This window comes from Bradyrhizobium sp. SUTN9-2 (assembly GCF_003122645.1).
Taxonomy (GTDB): Bacteria; Pseudomonadota; Alphaproteobacteria; order Rhizobiales; family Xanthobacteraceae; genus Bradyrhizobium; species Bradyrhizobium yuanmingense.
This window is the reverse complement of the sequence record NZ_LAXE01000001.1, coordinates 7,415,117-7,429,862: the sequence shown is the minus strand read 5'-3', so window position 1 is coordinate 7,429,862 and position 14,746 is coordinate 7,415,117. Positions and strand designations below refer to the sequence as shown.

At 63.8% G+C, this 14,746-nt stretch carries 18 protein-coding genes; 12 read left to right on the top strand and 6 right to left on the bottom strand.

Annotation, left to right across the window (positions count from 1 at the left end; translation table 11 throughout):
• Positions 1-56: 56 nt before the first annotated feature.
• The 3 genes from XF30_RS34405 to XF30_RS38345 all read left to right on the top strand — a co-directional run bounded on the left by XF30_RS34405 (position 57) and on the right by XF30_RS38345 (position 2,328).
• Positions 57-641 (top strand): HutD/Ves family protein, encoded by a 585-nt coding sequence (locus XF30_RS34405; RefSeq protein ID WP_109145167.1) that lies wholly within the window; start codon positions 57-59, stop codon positions 639-641.
• A gap of 101 nt (positions 642-742) precedes the next feature.
• On the top strand, positions 743-1,948 hold the full coding sequence (locus XF30_RS34400; RefSeq protein ID WP_036011675.1) for an adenylate/guanylate cyclase domain-containing protein: 1,206 nt from the start codon (positions 743-745) through the stop codon (positions 1,946-1,948).
• Between the two features lie 56 nt (positions 1,949-2,004).
• Positions 2,005-2,328 carry a hypothetical protein gene (locus XF30_RS38345; RefSeq protein WP_158284442.1) on the top strand — a complete coding sequence of 108 codons (324 nt, stop codon included), beginning with the start codon at positions 2,005-2,007 and terminating at the stop codon, positions 2,326-2,328.
• A gap of 181 nt (positions 2,329-2,509) precedes the next feature.
• On the opposite strand, the gene XF30_RS34390 is transcribed toward XF30_RS38345, so the two are convergent.
• From XF30_RS34390 to XF30_RS34380, 3 genes are all read right to left on the bottom strand, one after another.
• Positions 2,510-2,689 (bottom strand): hypothetical protein, encoded by a 180-nt coding sequence (locus XF30_RS34390; protein WP_036011671.1) that lies wholly within the window; start codon positions 2,687-2,689, stop codon positions 2,510-2,512.
• 86 nt (positions 2,690-2,775) lie between these two features.
• Positions 2,776-2,982 (bottom strand): hypothetical protein, encoded by a 207-nt coding sequence (locus tag XF30_RS34385; protein ID WP_050991724.1) that lies wholly within the window; start codon positions 2,980-2,982, stop codon positions 2,776-2,778.
• A 94-nt stretch (positions 2,983-3,076) separates the two neighbouring features.
• Entirely contained in the window at positions 3,077-3,445 is a 369-nt protein-coding gene (locus XF30_RS34380; RefSeq protein WP_109145166.1) for a rhodanese-like domain-containing protein, read from the bottom strand.
• 176 nt (positions 3,446-3,621) lie between these two features.
• On the opposite strand from XF30_RS34380, the gene XF30_RS34375 reads away from it, so the two are divergent.
• Positions 3,622-4,419, top strand: a complete 798-nt coding sequence (locus tag XF30_RS34375) for an adenylate/guanylate cyclase domain-containing protein (RefSeq protein ID WP_109145165.1) — start codon at positions 3,622-3,624, stop codon at positions 4,417-4,419.
• Positions 4,420-4,475: 56 nt separating this feature from the next.
• Here XF30_RS34375 and XF30_RS34370 read toward each other — a convergent pair whose 3' ends face one another.
• Positions 4,476-5,024 (bottom strand): TetR/AcrR family transcriptional regulator, encoded by a 549-nt coding sequence (locus XF30_RS34370; RefSeq protein ID WP_225114033.1) that lies wholly within the window; start codon positions 5,022-5,024, stop codon positions 4,476-4,478.
• A 283-nt stretch (positions 5,025-5,307) separates the two neighbouring features.
• Between XF30_RS34370 and XF30_RS34365 the strand changes: the two genes are divergently transcribed.
• The 4 genes from XF30_RS34365 (at position 5,308) to XF30_RS34350 (ending at position 8,761) form a co-directional block, all read left to right on the top strand.
• The gene (locus XF30_RS34365; RefSeq protein ID WP_146207772.1) at positions 5,308-6,027 is read left to right on the top strand and encodes a hypothetical protein; all 720 of its coding nucleotides are present in this window, start codon (positions 5,308-5,310) and stop codon (positions 6,025-6,027) included.
• Positions 6,028-6,088: 61 nt separating this feature from the next.
• Entirely contained in the window at positions 6,089-7,045 is a 957-nt protein-coding gene (locus XF30_RS34360) for an oxidoreductase (RefSeq protein WP_036011654.1), read from the top strand.
• Between the two features lie 116 nt (positions 7,046-7,161).
• Positions 7,162-7,611, top strand: a complete 450-nt coding sequence (locus XF30_RS34355) for a lipocalin-like domain-containing protein (protein ID WP_225114035.1) — start codon at positions 7,162-7,164, stop codon at positions 7,609-7,611.
• Between the two features lie 385 nt (positions 7,612-7,996).
• Entirely contained in the window at positions 7,997-8,761 is a 765-nt protein-coding gene (locus XF30_RS34350; protein WP_036026712.1) for an alpha/beta hydrolase, read from the top strand.
• A gap of 80 nt (positions 8,762-8,841) precedes the next feature.
• On the opposite strand, the gene XF30_RS34345 is transcribed toward XF30_RS34350, so the two are convergent.
• Positions 8,842-9,795: an MBL fold metallo-hydrolase gene (locus XF30_RS34345; protein WP_109145162.1), complete on the bottom strand. Its 954-nt coding sequence runs from the start codon at positions 9,793-9,795 to the stop codon at positions 8,842-8,844.
• A gap of 123 nt (positions 9,796-9,918) precedes the next feature.
• Here XF30_RS34345 and XF30_RS34340 point away from each other — a divergent pair, with 123 nt between their 5' ends.
• The gene (locus tag XF30_RS34340; protein ID WP_158284441.1) at positions 9,919-10,842 is read left to right on the top strand and encodes a LysR family transcriptional regulator; all 924 of its coding nucleotides are present in this window, start codon (positions 9,919-9,921) and stop codon (positions 10,840-10,842) included.
• A gap of 120 nt (positions 10,843-10,962) precedes the next feature.
• Positions 10,963-11,904, top strand: coding sequence for a non-homologous end joining protein Ku (gene ku / locus XF30_RS34335; protein WP_109145160.1), 942 nt, complete (start codon positions 10,963-10,965; stop codon positions 11,902-11,904).
• A 76-nt stretch (positions 11,905-11,980) separates the two neighbouring features.
• Here the strand turns inward: ku and XF30_RS34330 are convergent, their stop codons facing one another.
• Complete coding sequence (locus XF30_RS34330; protein ID WP_109145159.1) at positions 11,981-12,250, bottom strand: hypothetical protein; 270 nt, start codon at positions 12,248-12,250, stop codon at positions 11,981-11,983.
• 243 nt (positions 12,251-12,493) lie between these two features.
• Here XF30_RS34330 and XF30_RS34325 point away from each other — a divergent pair, with 243 nt between their 5' ends.
• Together XF30_RS34325 and XF30_RS38340 are read left to right on the top strand one after the other, a co-directional pair.
• Entirely contained in the window at positions 12,494-12,970 is a 477-nt protein-coding gene (locus XF30_RS34325; RefSeq protein WP_036026708.1) for a DUF3833 family protein, read from the top strand.
• Between the two features lie 156 nt (positions 12,971-13,126).
• Positions 13,127-13,549, top strand: a complete 423-nt coding sequence (locus XF30_RS38340; RefSeq protein ID WP_158284440.1) for a hypothetical protein — start codon at positions 13,127-13,129, stop codon at positions 13,547-13,549.
• Positions 13,550-14,746: the final 1,197 nt, after the last annotated feature.

Here is a 14,746-nt window from a genome sequence, read left to right as displayed (position 1 = left end):
ATCATCCGGCTACAAACTCTGGTACATACTCCGACTTTCCCGGACGAGCTCAAGACATGAAGGCGACGCTGCTCAATCCTGAAGACTACACCCGCTCGCCGTGGAAGAACGGCGCCGGCGTCTTCACCGACATCGCGGATGCGCATCGGGCCGATGCGCCGCGGAAGGACTGGGACAGCCTGCTCTGGCGCTTTGCGTCGACGCCGATTCTTGCGTCCGGTCCGTTCTCCCACATGCCCGGCATCGACCGCTTGCAAATGGTCGTCGAGGGCCGCGGGCTGGTGCTGAAGTCGCCGACGCAGGAATTCGACGAACGTGAACCTTTTACGACGGTGCGGTTCACCGGCGAGCTCGAGATCGTGACCGAGCTCGAGGCCGGTCCCGTCGAGGTCGTGAACCTCATGGCGCGGCGCGGCGCGGCCGAGATCGATCTCCTCGCGTTGAAGCAGCCCGGCGACCGGCACCTCGCCGCCGGCACGCATCTGGTCTACGCCCCGCGCGGCGAATGCCGCATCCGCCTCGACAACGAGGAATTTGCGATTCCCCGCACCGGCACGTTGAAGGTCGAGCTGGCCGGGCCGTCGCAGCTTGCGCTCGTCGCGGGTCTGGCGGTGCTGGGGTCGATCCGGCTTCTGGTCTAGAACCTCAGACCGATGCGCACAATCCATGCAACTGGCTAGGTTGACGCCGCCGGGCCGGCGCACGATATCTGCTGGCTAAACCGCAGCTCGAGGGGCAGGATATGAATGCGCCACACACATACGCCCCCACACTGGCCGACGGCGTCATCGACTGGCTGACCAACGGCACGCGCGACGAGCGCTTCATCGACGACATCTTCGCGCTGATGTGCATCCGCCTGCAGCAGGCGGGCATTCCGCTCAAGCGATCGACGCTTCACGTGATGATCCATCATCCGCAATGGCTGGGTGCCCGCATGATGTGGTCCGACGGCAAGCGCGAGGCGGAGATCACGCTGGCCGACTATGACGTTCGCGAGCGGTCCGAATATATCGGCAGCTCCGCCAACGAGATCCATGACGGTGCCGACGAGGTCCGCGAAAAGCTCGAGCAGGATTCTTCGCTCGGTCGCAAGCATGCCCTCTATGACGACATGCGGTCGCTGGGCATGACCGACTATGTGGCCTGGCCGCTGCTGCACACGCTCGGCAAGCGCCACGTCGTGACCTTCGCCACTGATCGTCCCGGCGGTTTCGAGGATGTCCACATCGCCGGCCTGAAGAAGCTGTTGCCGGTGCTGGCGCTGGTCAGCGAGATCCGCATCAAGAATCGCCTGGCGCGCACGCTGCTGGAAACTTATGTCGGCTCCCATGCCGGCGAGCTGATCCTGGCCGGCGCCACCAGGCGCGGCACCGGCACGACGGTGCGCGCCGCGATCATGATCTGCGACCTCAGGGACTTCACCAAGATCTCCGACAACTGGCCGCGCGACGATGTCATCGACCTTCTCAACGACTATTTCGACGCGATGTCGGAGCCGATCGCGCGGCACGGCGGCGAGATCCTGAAGTTCATCGGCGACGGGCTGCTCGCCATCTTCCCGCTGCATCAGCCGAACGCCTGCGCCAATCTTCTGCATGCGGTGGCCGAGGCGAGGGGAGCCATGGCCGCGCTCAACGATCGGAACAGCGCGACCGGCCGCGCGCCGCTGAACTACGGCATCGGCGTCCACGTCGGTGATGTCATGTACGGCAATATCGGATCTGCCCAGCGGCTGGATTTCACGGTGATCGGCCCGGCCGTCAACATGGCCTCCCGCCTGGAGGCGCTGACCAAGACGCTCGGCAGGAATGTGCTGCTGTCACGCGATTTCGCCGAGCTTGTCGAGAAGGAGTTCGCATTGGAGCATGTCGGCCGGCACGAGGTGCGCGGCTTCAACGCCCCGATCGAGCTCTATGCCTATCCGGCTCGCGCTATTTCCGGTTAGTTCCGGGGGCGTTCGGCAGGGCCTGTTGGCCCCCCTGGGTCTGCCTGGCCGGATCGTTGTCGCCCGGCCTCATCGTTGACGACTTCGCCGGTGCATTGGCGCCGCCGTTGTTGGCGTCCGACGACGTATTGAGGCTGGAGGCGCCCGCGCCGGTCGTGCCGCCGGTGCCGGTCGAATTGATGCCGGAGCCCGTCCTCGACGGCCCCGCGCCGCTTTGCGCGAAGGCGGAAGGAGACGAGGCGAGCGCCGCGATGAGCCCTGCTATGACGAGTGCTTTCATGTCCGCTCCTGTGCTCGGCCTGGTGCATGATCCGGACCCGGAGGGCCGCGCAGCGCAAAGTGCGCAGCGGTTTTCCGAAAAGATCATGCTCAAACAATAACCTGGAGCGCGATGACGGTTCATCCTAATCGCATCGCGCTCTAGGCGGCCCCGGCCCGGCATCCGGGGGCGGGCTTGAGCCGGGGCCGCCATTTGCCGGAATGGTGAGACGCCGGCGAAGGGCCAATGCGCGGGAACGCGTGGTCGTTCCAAATTCGATGGGGCGCCGCAAACCCGCTGAACTAGGCTGACCAGCGGTCCTGCTCTTCCTGGTGGGCTTGCTCGTTCAGCCGGTCGGCGATCTCGTCCGCAATCTGCTCGGTCTCGGCCGAGGCCACCGGCTCGCCCTTGTGTGTCTTCAGCTTGTCCTTGTCGGCTTCGATCGGAAAGTCGTCGGGTGTCAGTCCGGTCGTCTTGTTCATGGTGCGCCTCACTGTCTCCAGTTGGGGAAAACACACGTGAAGGGCCGATCGTTGCTACGAAGATGAAGCCGCTGGACGAGGCGGCGTCAGGCGCCGCCGACTGCCCGCGTGATGGTGCCGCTCCCGCCGCAGGTGGCGCAAGGCGCGCCGTCGATGCGTCCCTTGCCGTGACAATCGGGACAGACGTCGTCGCCGGTGCCCTTGGTTCCGGGCGGAGCTTCGTCACCGGGATTGAGCGCTGCTTGCGTGGGAATCTTGGCGTCTTGTGCGTGGGCAGCCTTGGTCTTGGTCATCTGCGCCTCCTCGACAACACCGCAACGCGCCTTGCCGCAGAAAGTGCCAATCGGAGTTCGCAGCGCAGTCAACGGAACCGCGCCGCTGTTCTCGCTACTTCTCGACTGCGCCCGTCCAGTCCTTGAAGCCGCCGACGTTGTAGACGTTCTCGTAACCCATATCCTTCAAGAGCTTGCCGGCCAGCGCCGACCTGCCGCCGGATGCGCAATAGAGGATGACGGTCTTGTCCTTGTCGAACGCCTTGTCGTGATAGGGCGACTCCGGGTCGGCGCGAAACTCCAGCATCCCGCGCGAGACGTTCACGGCGCCGGCGATCTTGCCGCTGGCGGCGACTTCCGGCGCATCGCGAACGTCCACGACCAGCGTGTTGCCCTTGTTGATCATCTCGGCCGCCTGCTCCGAGGTGATCTTCGGGACCGCCGCGTTCGCAGCTTCCAGCATTTGCTTGACACTCGTTGCCATAAATTCTCTCCGGATTTTCTTCTGCCGCCCCATAGGAGGATAGCACATCGATCTGGACATCGCTCCTGGATAAGCTTGTCCCGCCGGAGTCAGAGGCCGGAGGTCCGGTTGCCAAGGCCGGATTGTCCGACTAGCCTTGCCGAAGCTACGCCCAAACGGTCTCTGGCCGCACCTTCATGCCCAAATTTCTCCGCATCGGTGTCCATCAGTCCAACGTCTCCGGATACACCTCGAAGGCGTGGTGCGTCAGACGCGTCGGCGCGGCGGTCTTCCTGAAATGGGGCGCGGTGGAGGTGCAGGGCGCCGGCGCCGGGCGCAAGGTCTACTGGTCGCGGTCGCCGCAGGAGAAGACGATCCGTTGCGGCACCGCGCAGCGCGCGCAGGAGTACACGAAAGCCGCGATCGCGCGGCGCCGCAATCACCGCTATGAGCCGCTGACCGGACCCATCGCGAACCGGCGCCGGTCGGCTGCCCGCGCCGCCGAGCTCAAGCAGGCGCTCGCCACCATCCTCATCGTGGACATCGTCGGCTCCACGGCGAAGGCAGCCAAGCTCGGCGATGCGCGCTGGACCAAGGTGATGGGCCATTATTACGCGGCGGTCCGCAAGGAGCTGAAGACGTGCCGCGGCAAGGAGGTCGTGACCACGGGCGACGGCGTGCTGGCGACCTTCAGGAAACCCGCTGCCGGCATCGCCTGCGCGGCCGCGATTCAGAAAGCCGTGCGCACGCTCGGCCTCGAGATCAGGGTGGGTCTCCACGCGGGCGAATACACCATCAGCGGCGGCGAAATGGTCGGCCTCGCGTTCCACATCTGCACCCGGGTTGCAGCGAAAGCACGCGCGGGCGAGGTGCTGGTTTCGAGCGCGGTAAAGGAACTGATGGCGGCGCAGTCCGCAATCAACCTGAGGGATCATGGCCAGCACCGGCTCAAGGGGGTGCCCGAAAGGTGGCGGCTGTACCGGGTGGAGGGCTGAGGGCATCGCGGCGCAATAAGCCTTGCGAGGCTGCGCCTCAGTCACAGCCCCTGGATTCAAGCTTCCGCCTTCATGTTTGCGAAACGGTCCCGCAAATAGGCGGCGAAGGGACGCCTTCCCTCATCCTGGCTCCAACTGTCGATCGCAAGGCGAAAAGCTCCGATTGAGACCATCGCGACTATGCGGAGTGCCGTTCGCCGCTTGGGCTGCGGCCACATCGTGCAGAGCGCGTCGAAGACCGCCTGTTCCTGTTGGGCGTATTTGGTGGCCTCGCGGGCGCGAAGCGTCTCGTTGGTGCGGATGAACCGGTCGATCTCCATCATTTGTTTCCGGGCCTGGACGTCCTCGTAGGACGCCGTGAGTCTGACCAGTGCATTCTTCACCGCTTCGAGCGGCGGCTGCTTGGTCGATTGCTCCAGAACGGCGCGCCCTATGGCTTCGGCGAGACCGCCCTGCCAGGCCAGGATGATGTCTTCCTTCGACTTGAAATAATAGAAGAAGGTCCGACGCGAAATTCCCGCTGCCTCCGCGATGGCATCGAGCGTCGTCGCCTCATAGCCGTTCCGAAGGAAGAGCCTCAGACCGGTGTCGGTGATCCGTCGCAACGTTTCGCGGCGCTTTTGCTCCCTCAGTCCCTCGCTTTTCGGTGATGGGTCGTTTCCGTCCTGTTTCGACACACAACGGCCTCATTCAAAATTACACTCAGTGCGATAAAATTCCGCATCAAGTGCGAAATTACTGCATGTGAGGCCGGCCAGCAAGGCTCGGGCCGATTCGAGGCGTCCAAGACCACCGAACTGGATCAAGATGACTGCAGACAGGGACGGCCCGGCGAACGACCGGGATGCCGATGCTTCGCGTTGCGATTTCCACGATGCCGAGGCCGGTTTGCTGCAAGCGGCGGCCGGGAAGGACCAGCGCACGCGCAGCTCCGGCAACATCGAGCTTCTACGCCGCAATCCTGCCGGTTATGTCGCCTCCAGCCATCGCCAGGGCGCGCCGCACCGGCCTCGCCGTGCAATCAGCAGACCTCGCAGGAGCCTGCAATCCGTCCCCCGGACGATACATGACGCGCGAGCCCGTCATGCCGGCGAGCAGCGCCTCGACGGCGCCGTGCAAGGCTCGTCAAGGGAACGTGACCAGCGTCGATTTGTCGCTCGGACCCTCGCGCGCGCGGTGAAGGCCATACGTTCGCCGCATCTCGGCAATTTCGGCGTTCTCATCCTGCTGTGCGCCATCTCGTTCCATCCCTGCTTCGATCTGCCGAACGTCGTTTCGAACAGCTTCCTCTGTCTGGGTGCGAAGGCGGCGTTCGCCGCGACTGTCAATCTCGTGGTGGACGACTGGACCCCGACGATCCAGGCCTTTCTGGCCGGCCGCCTTCTGCGCTGGATTGGCCTCAGCCTTCTGCTCGCGCTGCTCCCCGTGCTGACCGTCATCCGCGCCGGGACGCTGGCCAAGCTGCGGGCGCTAGCCGCCCTCTTGCTTGTCCGGCTGCGCGGGATCCTCAGAGCTTCGCTGCGGCCACTGAATCGCGCAGCGCGGGAGGGCCGCGGCGCAGGTGTCGTTCACGAGAAGGTCAACAGGCTCGGGCGGCACAACGCTTGAAAATTACACTAGGTGTAATTTAACTGGTCGGATGTGATGTTGTGCCGTGGGAGATGGCCCGATGCCTGGTTGGAGTGCGAGCGATATTCCGTCCCAGCGGGGGCGTTGCGCCGTTGTCACGGGCACGGGTGGCCTGGGTTACCAAGATGCGCTGGCGTTGGCGCGTGCGGACGGCGAAGTGATCATTGCCGGTCGCAATGCCTCGAAGGGAGCAGACGCCGTCGCGCGGATCCGATCCCGTCAGCCCAACGCGAACGTCCGGTTCGAACGGCTCGACCTTGCGGATATTCATTCGGTGCGGGCCTTCGGCTCCCGTTTGCGTGGCCAACGGGACAGTCTCGACCTGCTCGTCAACAATGCCGCGGTCATGATGCCCCCTGTCCGGCAAGTAACGGCCGACGGGTTCGAAATGCAGTTCGGCACGAACCACCTCGGCCATTTCGCGCTGACGGCCGAGCTTCTGCCGCTGCTGCACAAGGGCGTCGAGCCGCGCGTCGTCACCGTGTCCAGCCTGGCAGCGCGCAGCGGAGCGATCGAGTTCGACAATCTGCAGGCTGAGCGTCGCTACCAGCCGATGCCGATCTACAGCCAGTCCAAGCTTGCGAACCTGATGTTTGCGTTCGAGCTGCAGCGACGCAGCCGGAGGTTCGGCTGGGGCATCACCAGCGTTGCGGCCCATCCCGGCGTATCGCGGACCGACCTCATTCCGAATGGCGCCGGCCGGATGAGCCTTCCCGGCCTGGCGCGGACCGCCCTCTGGTTCCTGTTTCAGCCGGCGGCGCAAGGTGCGCTGCCGACGCTGTTCGCGGCGACGTCGCCGGACATCGTCCCCGGCGGCTATTACGGTCCGGACAAGTTCGGCGAAATCCGCGGTTCGCCGTCCGTGGCCCGCGTGCCGCCGCAGGCCGATGACGATGCGGTGGCGTCTCATCTGTGGGATGTCTCGGCAAGACTGACCGGCGCTCGCTTAGCGACGGAGTCGTCCCGCACCCAGGCGAGGACGGATCTGTGCACTTGAAGCGGCCTCGCGCAGGTCCGCCATTCCGAGGCCCGGCGGCCGCGTAGAAAGACGAAGCAGAGGACTCCAACATGACCCGTCGAAATCTGGTGCTGATCGCTTTGGGAGTTTGCCTGATGAGTGCTCCAGTCCACGCGACGCCGCCGAACAAGGTGCTCGGCACCTGGAGAATGGTCTCCGCTCAGATCGATCCGGAAGGAAAGAACCTGCCGGCCTATGGCGCGCGGCCGAACGGGCTGCTGACCTTCACGCCGGACATGCACTTCATCGAGGTGCTGACCGACTCGGACGTCCCGCGCTTTGCCTCCAGCGTGCGGGGCGAGGGCACGGACGCGGAAAACCGCGCGGCCATGGCCGGCAGCATCGGCTTTTTCGGCACCTACACGGTGGATGAGAACGGCGAGTTCAGCGGCAACAAGGTCGAGGGCTGCACCTTTCCGAACTGGATCGGCAGCGTTCGGACGCGGAAGGAATTGCGTCTGGTGGTCGACGGCGACGTCATGACCGAGAATTTTGAACGACCTGACGGCACGAAGATCCGCATCACGTTCGAGCGGGTCCGCTAGCGCCGTTCACGCCGACGGCGTTACCTTCGGCTCCGGAAAGGGGCAGGGCGATCGCATATGGGAGCGATCTCGCCTGTGGCCATTCTTCGAGACGCCCGCCGTTAGCGGGCGTTGAAGGACGAGGCGCGCGCTCAGCTCGCGCAAAGCACCATATGCAATAGTCCTGGGAGAGGGGCTCGGCCCGACCGTCGCCGCCTTGATGTTGACATTCAGCTTCAACCTGCTGACGAGTCTGGGGCTTGGCGGATCCGCCAAGCTGATGCTGCAGGGTGCGATCATCGGCCTTGCAGCGGCCGCATATTCGGCAAGGCGCCAGTCATGATTGCCTCGATATCGGAACGAGAACGGATGCGGCCGCAGCCGCGATGACAACAGGAGAGATGACATGACCGATGTGATGGCTGGAGCCGAACCATTCTTCATGCAGGGCAAGGGGCCTGCGGTCCTCGTGCTCCACGGCTTCACGGGAACGACGCAAAGCATGCGGTATCTCGGCGAAGAGCTTCACCGGCGCTTCGGCTTCACCGTCAGCGGGCCTCGCCTGCGGGGCCACGGCACCTCACCGGACGACATGGAAACGACCGGCTATCTCGATTGGCTCGCGTCGGCGGAGCAGGCGCTTCACGAGCTGGCTGGCCAGGGCACCAAGGTCTTCGTCACCGGCCTGTCCATGGGAGGCACGCTGACGCTCAACCTAGCCGCACGTTTTCCGAACATCGTCGCAGGCGCCGTGCCGATCAACGGTGCCGCCGGAATCTTCGATGGCGCGATGGCCGAGCTCGTATCGGACGGCGCGGCGCCGAAGCGCGTTCCCGGCATCGGATCGGACATCAAGGCCGCCGGCGTCAAGGAGCTGGCCTATCAGGAGGTGCCAGTCGCTTGCCTCCGGCAGGTCCACGTCCTGATTGCTGCGACCGAAAGCCTGCTGCGCAAGGTCAGCTGTCCCACGCTCGCCATTCATTCCAGAGAGGACCACGTCGTGCCGGCGGCCAATGGCAAGCGAATCGCGCAGGAGGTCAGTTCCAACGACGTGCGCCTGCTTTGGCTCGACAATTCCTATCATGTCGCCACGCTCGATAACGACAAGGATCTGATCGTAGAGCGCTGCGGACGATTCATCTCGGAAATCGCCGGGGCGGCGCCTGGATAGAACAGCGCTTCTGCATACGGCGGTCGTAGAATGATGGGCTTGAGATCCTACGATAGCCGCTTTCGCATCTTCGGGCTGGCTCAGCCTTCGAACCGCCAGTTCGCCGGCACCCAGCGATAGCCGTCGTCCGTCTTCCTGATGTTGCCGATGCCCGGAAACGGGAAATGGAATCCAAGCACCGGGATGCGGTCCGTCGCAGCGCGGTCGAACAAGCGCCTGCGCGACTGCAACGCGGTATCGGGATCGAGATCCGGCCCGGGCCGCCAGGCATTGTCGATGTTGAGTAGGGGGCTATAGGCGGCATCGGACGCGATCAGCAATGCTTGCGCGCCGGAATGCACCAGGATCGCCGACATGCCCGGCGTGTGGCCGCCGGCGGCGATCGTCGTTATGCCCGGCAACAACTCGCTGCCCGGCCGGTACAGCACGGCAGACTTGGCGACGGGCGCCACGCTTCGCTTGATATTGGCGATGAAGGCGCGCCGGAAATCTTCCGGCATGGGCAGCCGCGACAGGTCAGGCTCGTTACGGATGAAGAACGCAAAATCGTCCTCGGGAAGATGGACCGTCGCCTTCGGAAAAGCGCTCGATCCGTCGGCGCGGCTGAGATTGCCGACGTGATCGGGATGGGTATGCGTGATCACGATGGCGTCGATGTGCTCGGGCTCCACGCCGATCGCCGCAAGATTGCGGAATAGATGTCCGCCATCGGGGCCGAGCGTTTGCGCTGCACCTGCCTCGATCAGGATTCTCCTGCCACCGGTTTCCAGCAGAAGCGTGTTCAGGTTGAGCGTGAAGGTGTCGGTCGGCAGGAACGCATCGCTCAGCGTCCTGCCGAGTTCCTCCGCCTGGGCGGTGTGGGCATAGATGCGCGGATTGCCGCTCAGCGTGCCGTCGCTGACGACGGTTGTCTTGATATCGCCGATCCGAAAACTGTAGTGGCCGGAATTGGCCCTGCCAGCAGGCGTTTGCGCGATCGCGGCCGGCATGCCCAGCAGCGGCGTCATCGCTCCGGCCGCGCCGCCTGCGAGCATTATGCGGCGGCTGATGTTCAGAGGTGATGGCATACGGCTTCTCCGGCCTATCGCGGTGGGGTCTGTGTACGATGATCTGGCATCATCCACAAATGTCATGATAGAATTTACATTATGCGTTCGATGGATTTGGCGAAAGTCGACCTCAACCTGCTGGTGGTGTTGCATGCGCTGCTCGAGACCGGCAGCGTCACGCGCGCCGCTGAGCGTCTCGGCAGCAGCCAACCCGCGATCAGCCGTGCGCTGGCAAAGCTGCGGCGCCTGTTCGGTGACCGGCTGATGGTGAAGGCGGCAAGCGGCATGACGCCGACGCTGCGCGCCGAGGCGATGCGCGAGCCGCTGGCGACCTTGCTCGGCGGCGTCGAGACATTTCTCCACAAGCCGAAATTCGATCCTTCCGCCACCGACCGCGTCTTTCGCATCGCGACGACCGATTATGGGGCGCTCGCCATCCTGCCCAATGTCGCCGCCCACTTTGCGCGCGAGGCACCCGGGGCGGCGGTCGAGGTCGTCAGCTTCTCGCGTGATGTGTTCCGCATGCTCGCTGACGGTCAGGTCGATTTCGTGCTGTATGCCGATAATCCGGTATCCGGCTCGTTTCGGGCGCGCGAGCTGTTCCGCGAAAATTTCGTGACGCTGGTCCGGCAAGGGCATCCTTTGCTCAAGCAGATGCGCGGGGCAAAGGACGTGCTGCCGATCAAGCTGTTCACGGCCTGCCCGCACATCGTGGTCAGCATTTTTGGCGGGCAGGGCGGGCCGATCGATACCGCATTGGCCGAGCGCGGCTACAAGCGGCACGTCGCGCTGCGTGTTCCATATTTCGCAACGGCCGCGGTGATCACGGCTGCGTCGGATTACCTGGTGACCATGCCCTCGCGGGCGGCCCGGCAGCTTGCGCCGCGGCTCGGTCTCGTGATGCTGAAACCGCCGGCGCAGGTGACGCCCTACGGCTATCGCCTGCTCTGGCACGAACGAAGTCACGACGATCCCGGCGCGGTCTGGTTGCGCCGGCTGGTGGTCGATTCTGTCAAGTCGGGCGCCGCCTAAACCAAAACATGGAGCAAGACGCCGCAAAGCGTGCTCGTCATGAATGTTGCTCCCGATGTCGGAACCCGGGCCGGCCGTTCGTCTTGAATCCAAGCCGCCTCGAACCGGAGTTCTGCGTAAATGGCCCCGCGCGCCAATTGGAAAGGCTTCCTGAGACTGTCCCTCGTCACCTGTCCCGTGGCGCTCTATCCCGCTACCTCCGAGAGCGAGAAGATCTCGTTCAACCAGCTCAACCGGCAGACCGGCCACCGCATCAAATACGTGAAGGTGGACGCGGAGACCGGCGACGAGGTGACGAACGAGGACATCGTCAAGGGCTATGAGCTCGAGAAGGGCCAATACATCGAGGTCTCCAAGGAAGAGCTCGAGGAGATCGCGCTGGAGTCCACGCGCACCATCGAGATCGACGAGTTCGTCGACAAATCGGACATCGACGCGCGCTATCTGATCCGCCCCTATTACATCCGGCCCGACGGCAAGGTCGGCCACGACGCCTTCGCGGTGATCCGCGAGACCATTCGCGAGATGAACAAGGTCGCGATCGGGCGCGTCGTGCTGACCAACCGCGAGCACATCATCGCGCTGGAGCCGATGGACAAGGGCCTCGTCGGCACCCTCTTGCGCTACCCCTACGAGGTGCGCAGCGAGGCTGAATATTTCGACGACATCCAGGACGTGAAGGTCACCAAGGACATGCTAGATCTCGCCCGGCACATCGTCAACCAGAAGGCCGGACGCTTCGCGCCCGAAAAGTTCGAGGACCATTACGAGACCGCGCTGATCGACCTGATCAACGAAAAGCGCGCCGGCAAGGTGATCCGGCCGAAGGAGCGGCCGAAGGGCGAGAACGTCGTCGACCTCATGGAGGCGCTGCGGCGGAGCGTCGGCAAGGAAGTCGGGAAGCAGGCCGCGCCCGCGAAGGCGGACAAGCCGGCGAAGAAGCCGAGGAAGGCGGCGGCCGGCCAGAAGGAGATGCTGATGCCGATCGCCGGCAAGAAGGCGGCCGCCAGGGAGACGTCCGCGAAAAAGCCGGCCGCAGGGGCGCGGCGGAAATCGGCATGAAGCATCCCGTGACGCCGGACTTAAATCGAAAACACGCCCTATGCCGCTTGGTACGCGAAGGTCCTAGTCGCAGGCCTCAAAGGCCCTCGTCAGGGCACTCCGGACATGTATCGCCGATCGAATCGAGGACATCGTTGATCTCCGCGACCGCCTGATCGGCAGAGACGCCGTCCGGCGGATCCTGGCGCGCAAGCACGACCGCGCGATGGCGCGCGTGCGGGTCGGCGCGGTCCCTGGCCCAGCCGTGCTCCTCGCATTCGCAGATCGCGCCGGCCTCGTGCAGCACGTGGGTGGCCCATCCCCGTAAGGTCCGGATCGCCGGCCGTCTTTCCCTGGTCATCAGCATGCGAGATTGCTCCTGCGGGACGAATCCGTGCCGCCGCCAGATCGTTCCGGGCTGTTAGCACGGGTCAGAGATTCCCAAACGGCAGGGCTGGGCTTGTCCACGTGTTCCGGATGAAGGGGAGCGCGCGTTGTGACGCAGCGTCTGTATGCGTTGCAAGCACCCAGCAGAGCCAGGCAGGTTTCCTCCTGAGGAACCCTGGTGCTGAGAGGCGGCTTATGTTGTCATCGGTTTCGGAGGAAAAGCATGGTCATTGATGCGTTCGCTGGCACCACGCCGGTGTTTCTCCCTGAGCAGTTCTTCGTTGGTCGCTTGGAAGGATGGGCGGTGGTCGAGAGTCTCGTCGGCGGGCTGTTGAAGCGGGCGACGATCACGGCGCATGGCGAATTGGACGCGGACACCGACACTGTCGTTCTGACTGAAACCTACACCTTTGATGACGGCCATAGCGACACGTTGCGCTGGACGATCCACAAGCTGAGCGAAGGTCAATACATCGGCCACGAAAATCGACTGGAGGGTGAAGCCACGGGCGAGCAGACCGGTTGTGCATTCCATTGGAAGTACACGCGCGACACGCCCCAAGGCGACGGAAAGTCGTTCAAGCTGAACTTCGACGATTGGTTCTATGCGATCGATGACCGCGCCTGCATCGTGCGCGGATCCGCCGGGCGCGCGGGCATTCCGTTCGCGACGGCGCATGTGACGTATCGGAAGCTTTAGGTTCGCCCGACGCGGGCTGCAGCCCCGCTCTCCGGTGCGCACTTCTTTCTCGAACTTAACATTTTTGAATCGCGAAGGCACCGAAGCAAAGTACGGTGGGCGTTTTCGCGGGAGTGAATCTTCTGGCGCTGATTGAGCCAGAGCGGGGGCCGGGGCGTGAATTTCCAGGTTACGGTTTTGAAGATCCTGGTGAGCTATCCGGATGGCTTTGCCGTCATGGAAGACCTCAAGCGCGACATGGCGATCCTGGCGACCAGCGGCCGCGATTGGGCCGACCGGACGAGGCGTCTTGCCAGCCGCGTGCCGGACCTCGACATCTTTTCACAGGGGCTGGTCGAGCGCATCAGCGGTGGCTGGAGACTGACGTCGAAGGGGCGAGACATCTTGGCGTTCATGGAAGCCCGACCGGCACCAAGCGAGCCCAGCCTGGCGGCCCCGGGCGATGAGACGTCCCAGCCGGTATTGGAGATTGCTCCGCTTTCCCCGCTGCCGCAGCCAGCCGACCGGGCCAAGCGGAGGCGCGAGCGCCGAGAGCGCCGCCGCGAAGCCCGCGAACGGGCGCGGGCGAACGCCTCCTGAACCGGGATTGAGGTCGGCAACGAACTAGCGGTCCATCGCCGCGCTCGAAGGGGCGCCAAGTCGGCGGCGACGCGGAGGCGACGGGGTGCTAACCACCCCATCTCTCGTAAGGATTATGACCTGGCTCTGGTTGATCATCATAGTGCGGGGCCGGTTGACGGCGGTCCGGCCGTGCCGGTGAATAAGCCCAGGCCGCAGTACTCCCAGTCGTCAGAACACGAGGATGCGCTTTTGCATGATGCCGATGGGCCTGGCCTGCCACCGCGGCGCTGACGGGGGCCCACAGGATAATCAAAAGGCTCAAAACGAGACCCGATCGCATGGGAGTTTCTCCGATAGACTACGATGATGAGTTAGATGAGCCTCGGTCCACGCCCTCGCAATCGGTGACGCCTGCAAGACTGGTAACGTCCTCGGCATCACGCGCGGGTTGGCGGTCGAATTCGTGCGAATCTGTAAACCCCGCACTCGGCTTCATGCTGGCAGTTGCGTCACGGTTTGGAGTCTTTCGTCGCCGGGGTGCGTCACGCGATGATGAGCACACCGATTTGCCATTCGCGCAGGCGTGATTGTTCACCCACGTGTTTTTCCCGAGCGCATACCCACCTAATGCTCAACCAAGAAATTCGAAGGAAGCGCATTTCAACAGAGCAGCCGGTTCGAGTCAGCGCGAATGCTCCGCACGAAAACAACAGCCGTTCGGAGCACGACCATGACTGGATTCAGGACCTTTGTTATTGCAGCGATGATGTCGATTGGCGCGATAAGCTCTGCAAGCGCCCAGTGCCCATTGTGGGCGACTCAACATCCAGATTTGTTTCAGGCGCAATATCCCGATCGGGATGTGTTGAACAACTGCGAATTGACGCCAGCAGGCAGAATGGGCCTGGAACGCCCTGGCGGCGCGGCTCCCTTGTTTGGGCCCAACAGGGCCTACCAGACAACGCCTGGCGTTGCCCAGCACCGCGGCTTTCACCACCGATCGCGGTGAGTATCTGAAAATGGATCCGGATGGTCGGATTCCGGCGGAGAAACCGTAGCGCGCCAAGTCGAATGATCAGAAATCAATCCGCGCACCTTCGGTACGCGACCGTTTTCAGCGATTTCTGAGTGCTGTCGGGACCATCAAATGCGAGTCGATTAAGTCATTGGTTTCGCGTCCGTCGCCAAAAATTCGCGAGTCGTTTTAGGTCAATT

Coding starts and splice junctions, on each gene's coding strand:
- XF30_RS34390 (WP_036011671.1), bottom strand. CDS start 2,689: ATGAACAAGACGACCGGACTGACACCCGACGACTTTCCGATCGAAGCC.
- XF30_RS34400 (WP_036011675.1), top strand. CDS start 743: ATGAATGCGCCACACACATACGCCCCCACACTGGCCGACGGCGTCATC.
- XF30_RS34405 (WP_109145167.1), top strand. CDS start 57: ATGAAGGCGACGCTGCTCAATCCTGAAGACTACACCCGCTCGCCGTGG.
- XF30_RS34340 (WP_158284441.1), top strand. CDS start 9,919: ATGGATTTGGCGAAAGTCGACCTCAACCTGCTGGTGGTGTTGCATGCG.
- XF30_RS34380 (WP_109145166.1), bottom strand. CDS start 3,445: ATGGCAACGAGTGTCAAGCAAATGCTGGAAGCTGCGAACGCGGCGGTC.
- ku (WP_109145160.1), top strand. CDS start 10,963: ATGGCCCCGCGCGCCAATTGGAAAGGCTTCCTGAGACTGTCCCTCGTC.
- XF30_RS34385 (WP_050991724.1), bottom strand. CDS start 2,982: ATGACCAAGACCAAGGCTGCCCACGCACAAGACGCCAAGATTCCCACG.
- XF30_RS34330 (WP_109145159.1), bottom strand. CDS start 12,250: ATGCTGATGACCAGGGAAAGACGGCCGGCGATCCGGACCTTACGGGGA.
- XF30_RS34375 (WP_109145165.1), top strand. CDS start 3,622: ATGCCCAAATTTCTCCGCATCGGTGTCCATCAGTCCAACGTCTCCGGA.
- XF30_RS34345 (WP_109145162.1), bottom strand. CDS start 9,795: ATGCTCGCAGGCGGCGCGGCCGGAGCGATGACGCCGCTGCTGGGCATG.
- XF30_RS34355 (WP_225114035.1), top strand. CDS start 7,162: ATGAGTGCTCCAGTCCACGCGACGCCGCCGAACAAGGTGCTCGGCACC.
- XF30_RS34350 (WP_036026712.1), top strand. CDS start 7,997: ATGACCGATGTGATGGCTGGAGCCGAACCATTCTTCATGCAGGGCAAG.
- XF30_RS34325 (WP_036026708.1), top strand. CDS start 12,494: ATGGTCATTGATGCGTTCGCTGGCACCACGCCGGTGTTTCTCCCTGAG.
- XF30_RS34360 (WP_036011654.1), top strand. CDS start 6,089: ATGCCTGGTTGGAGTGCGAGCGATATTCCGTCCCAGCGGGGGCGTTGC.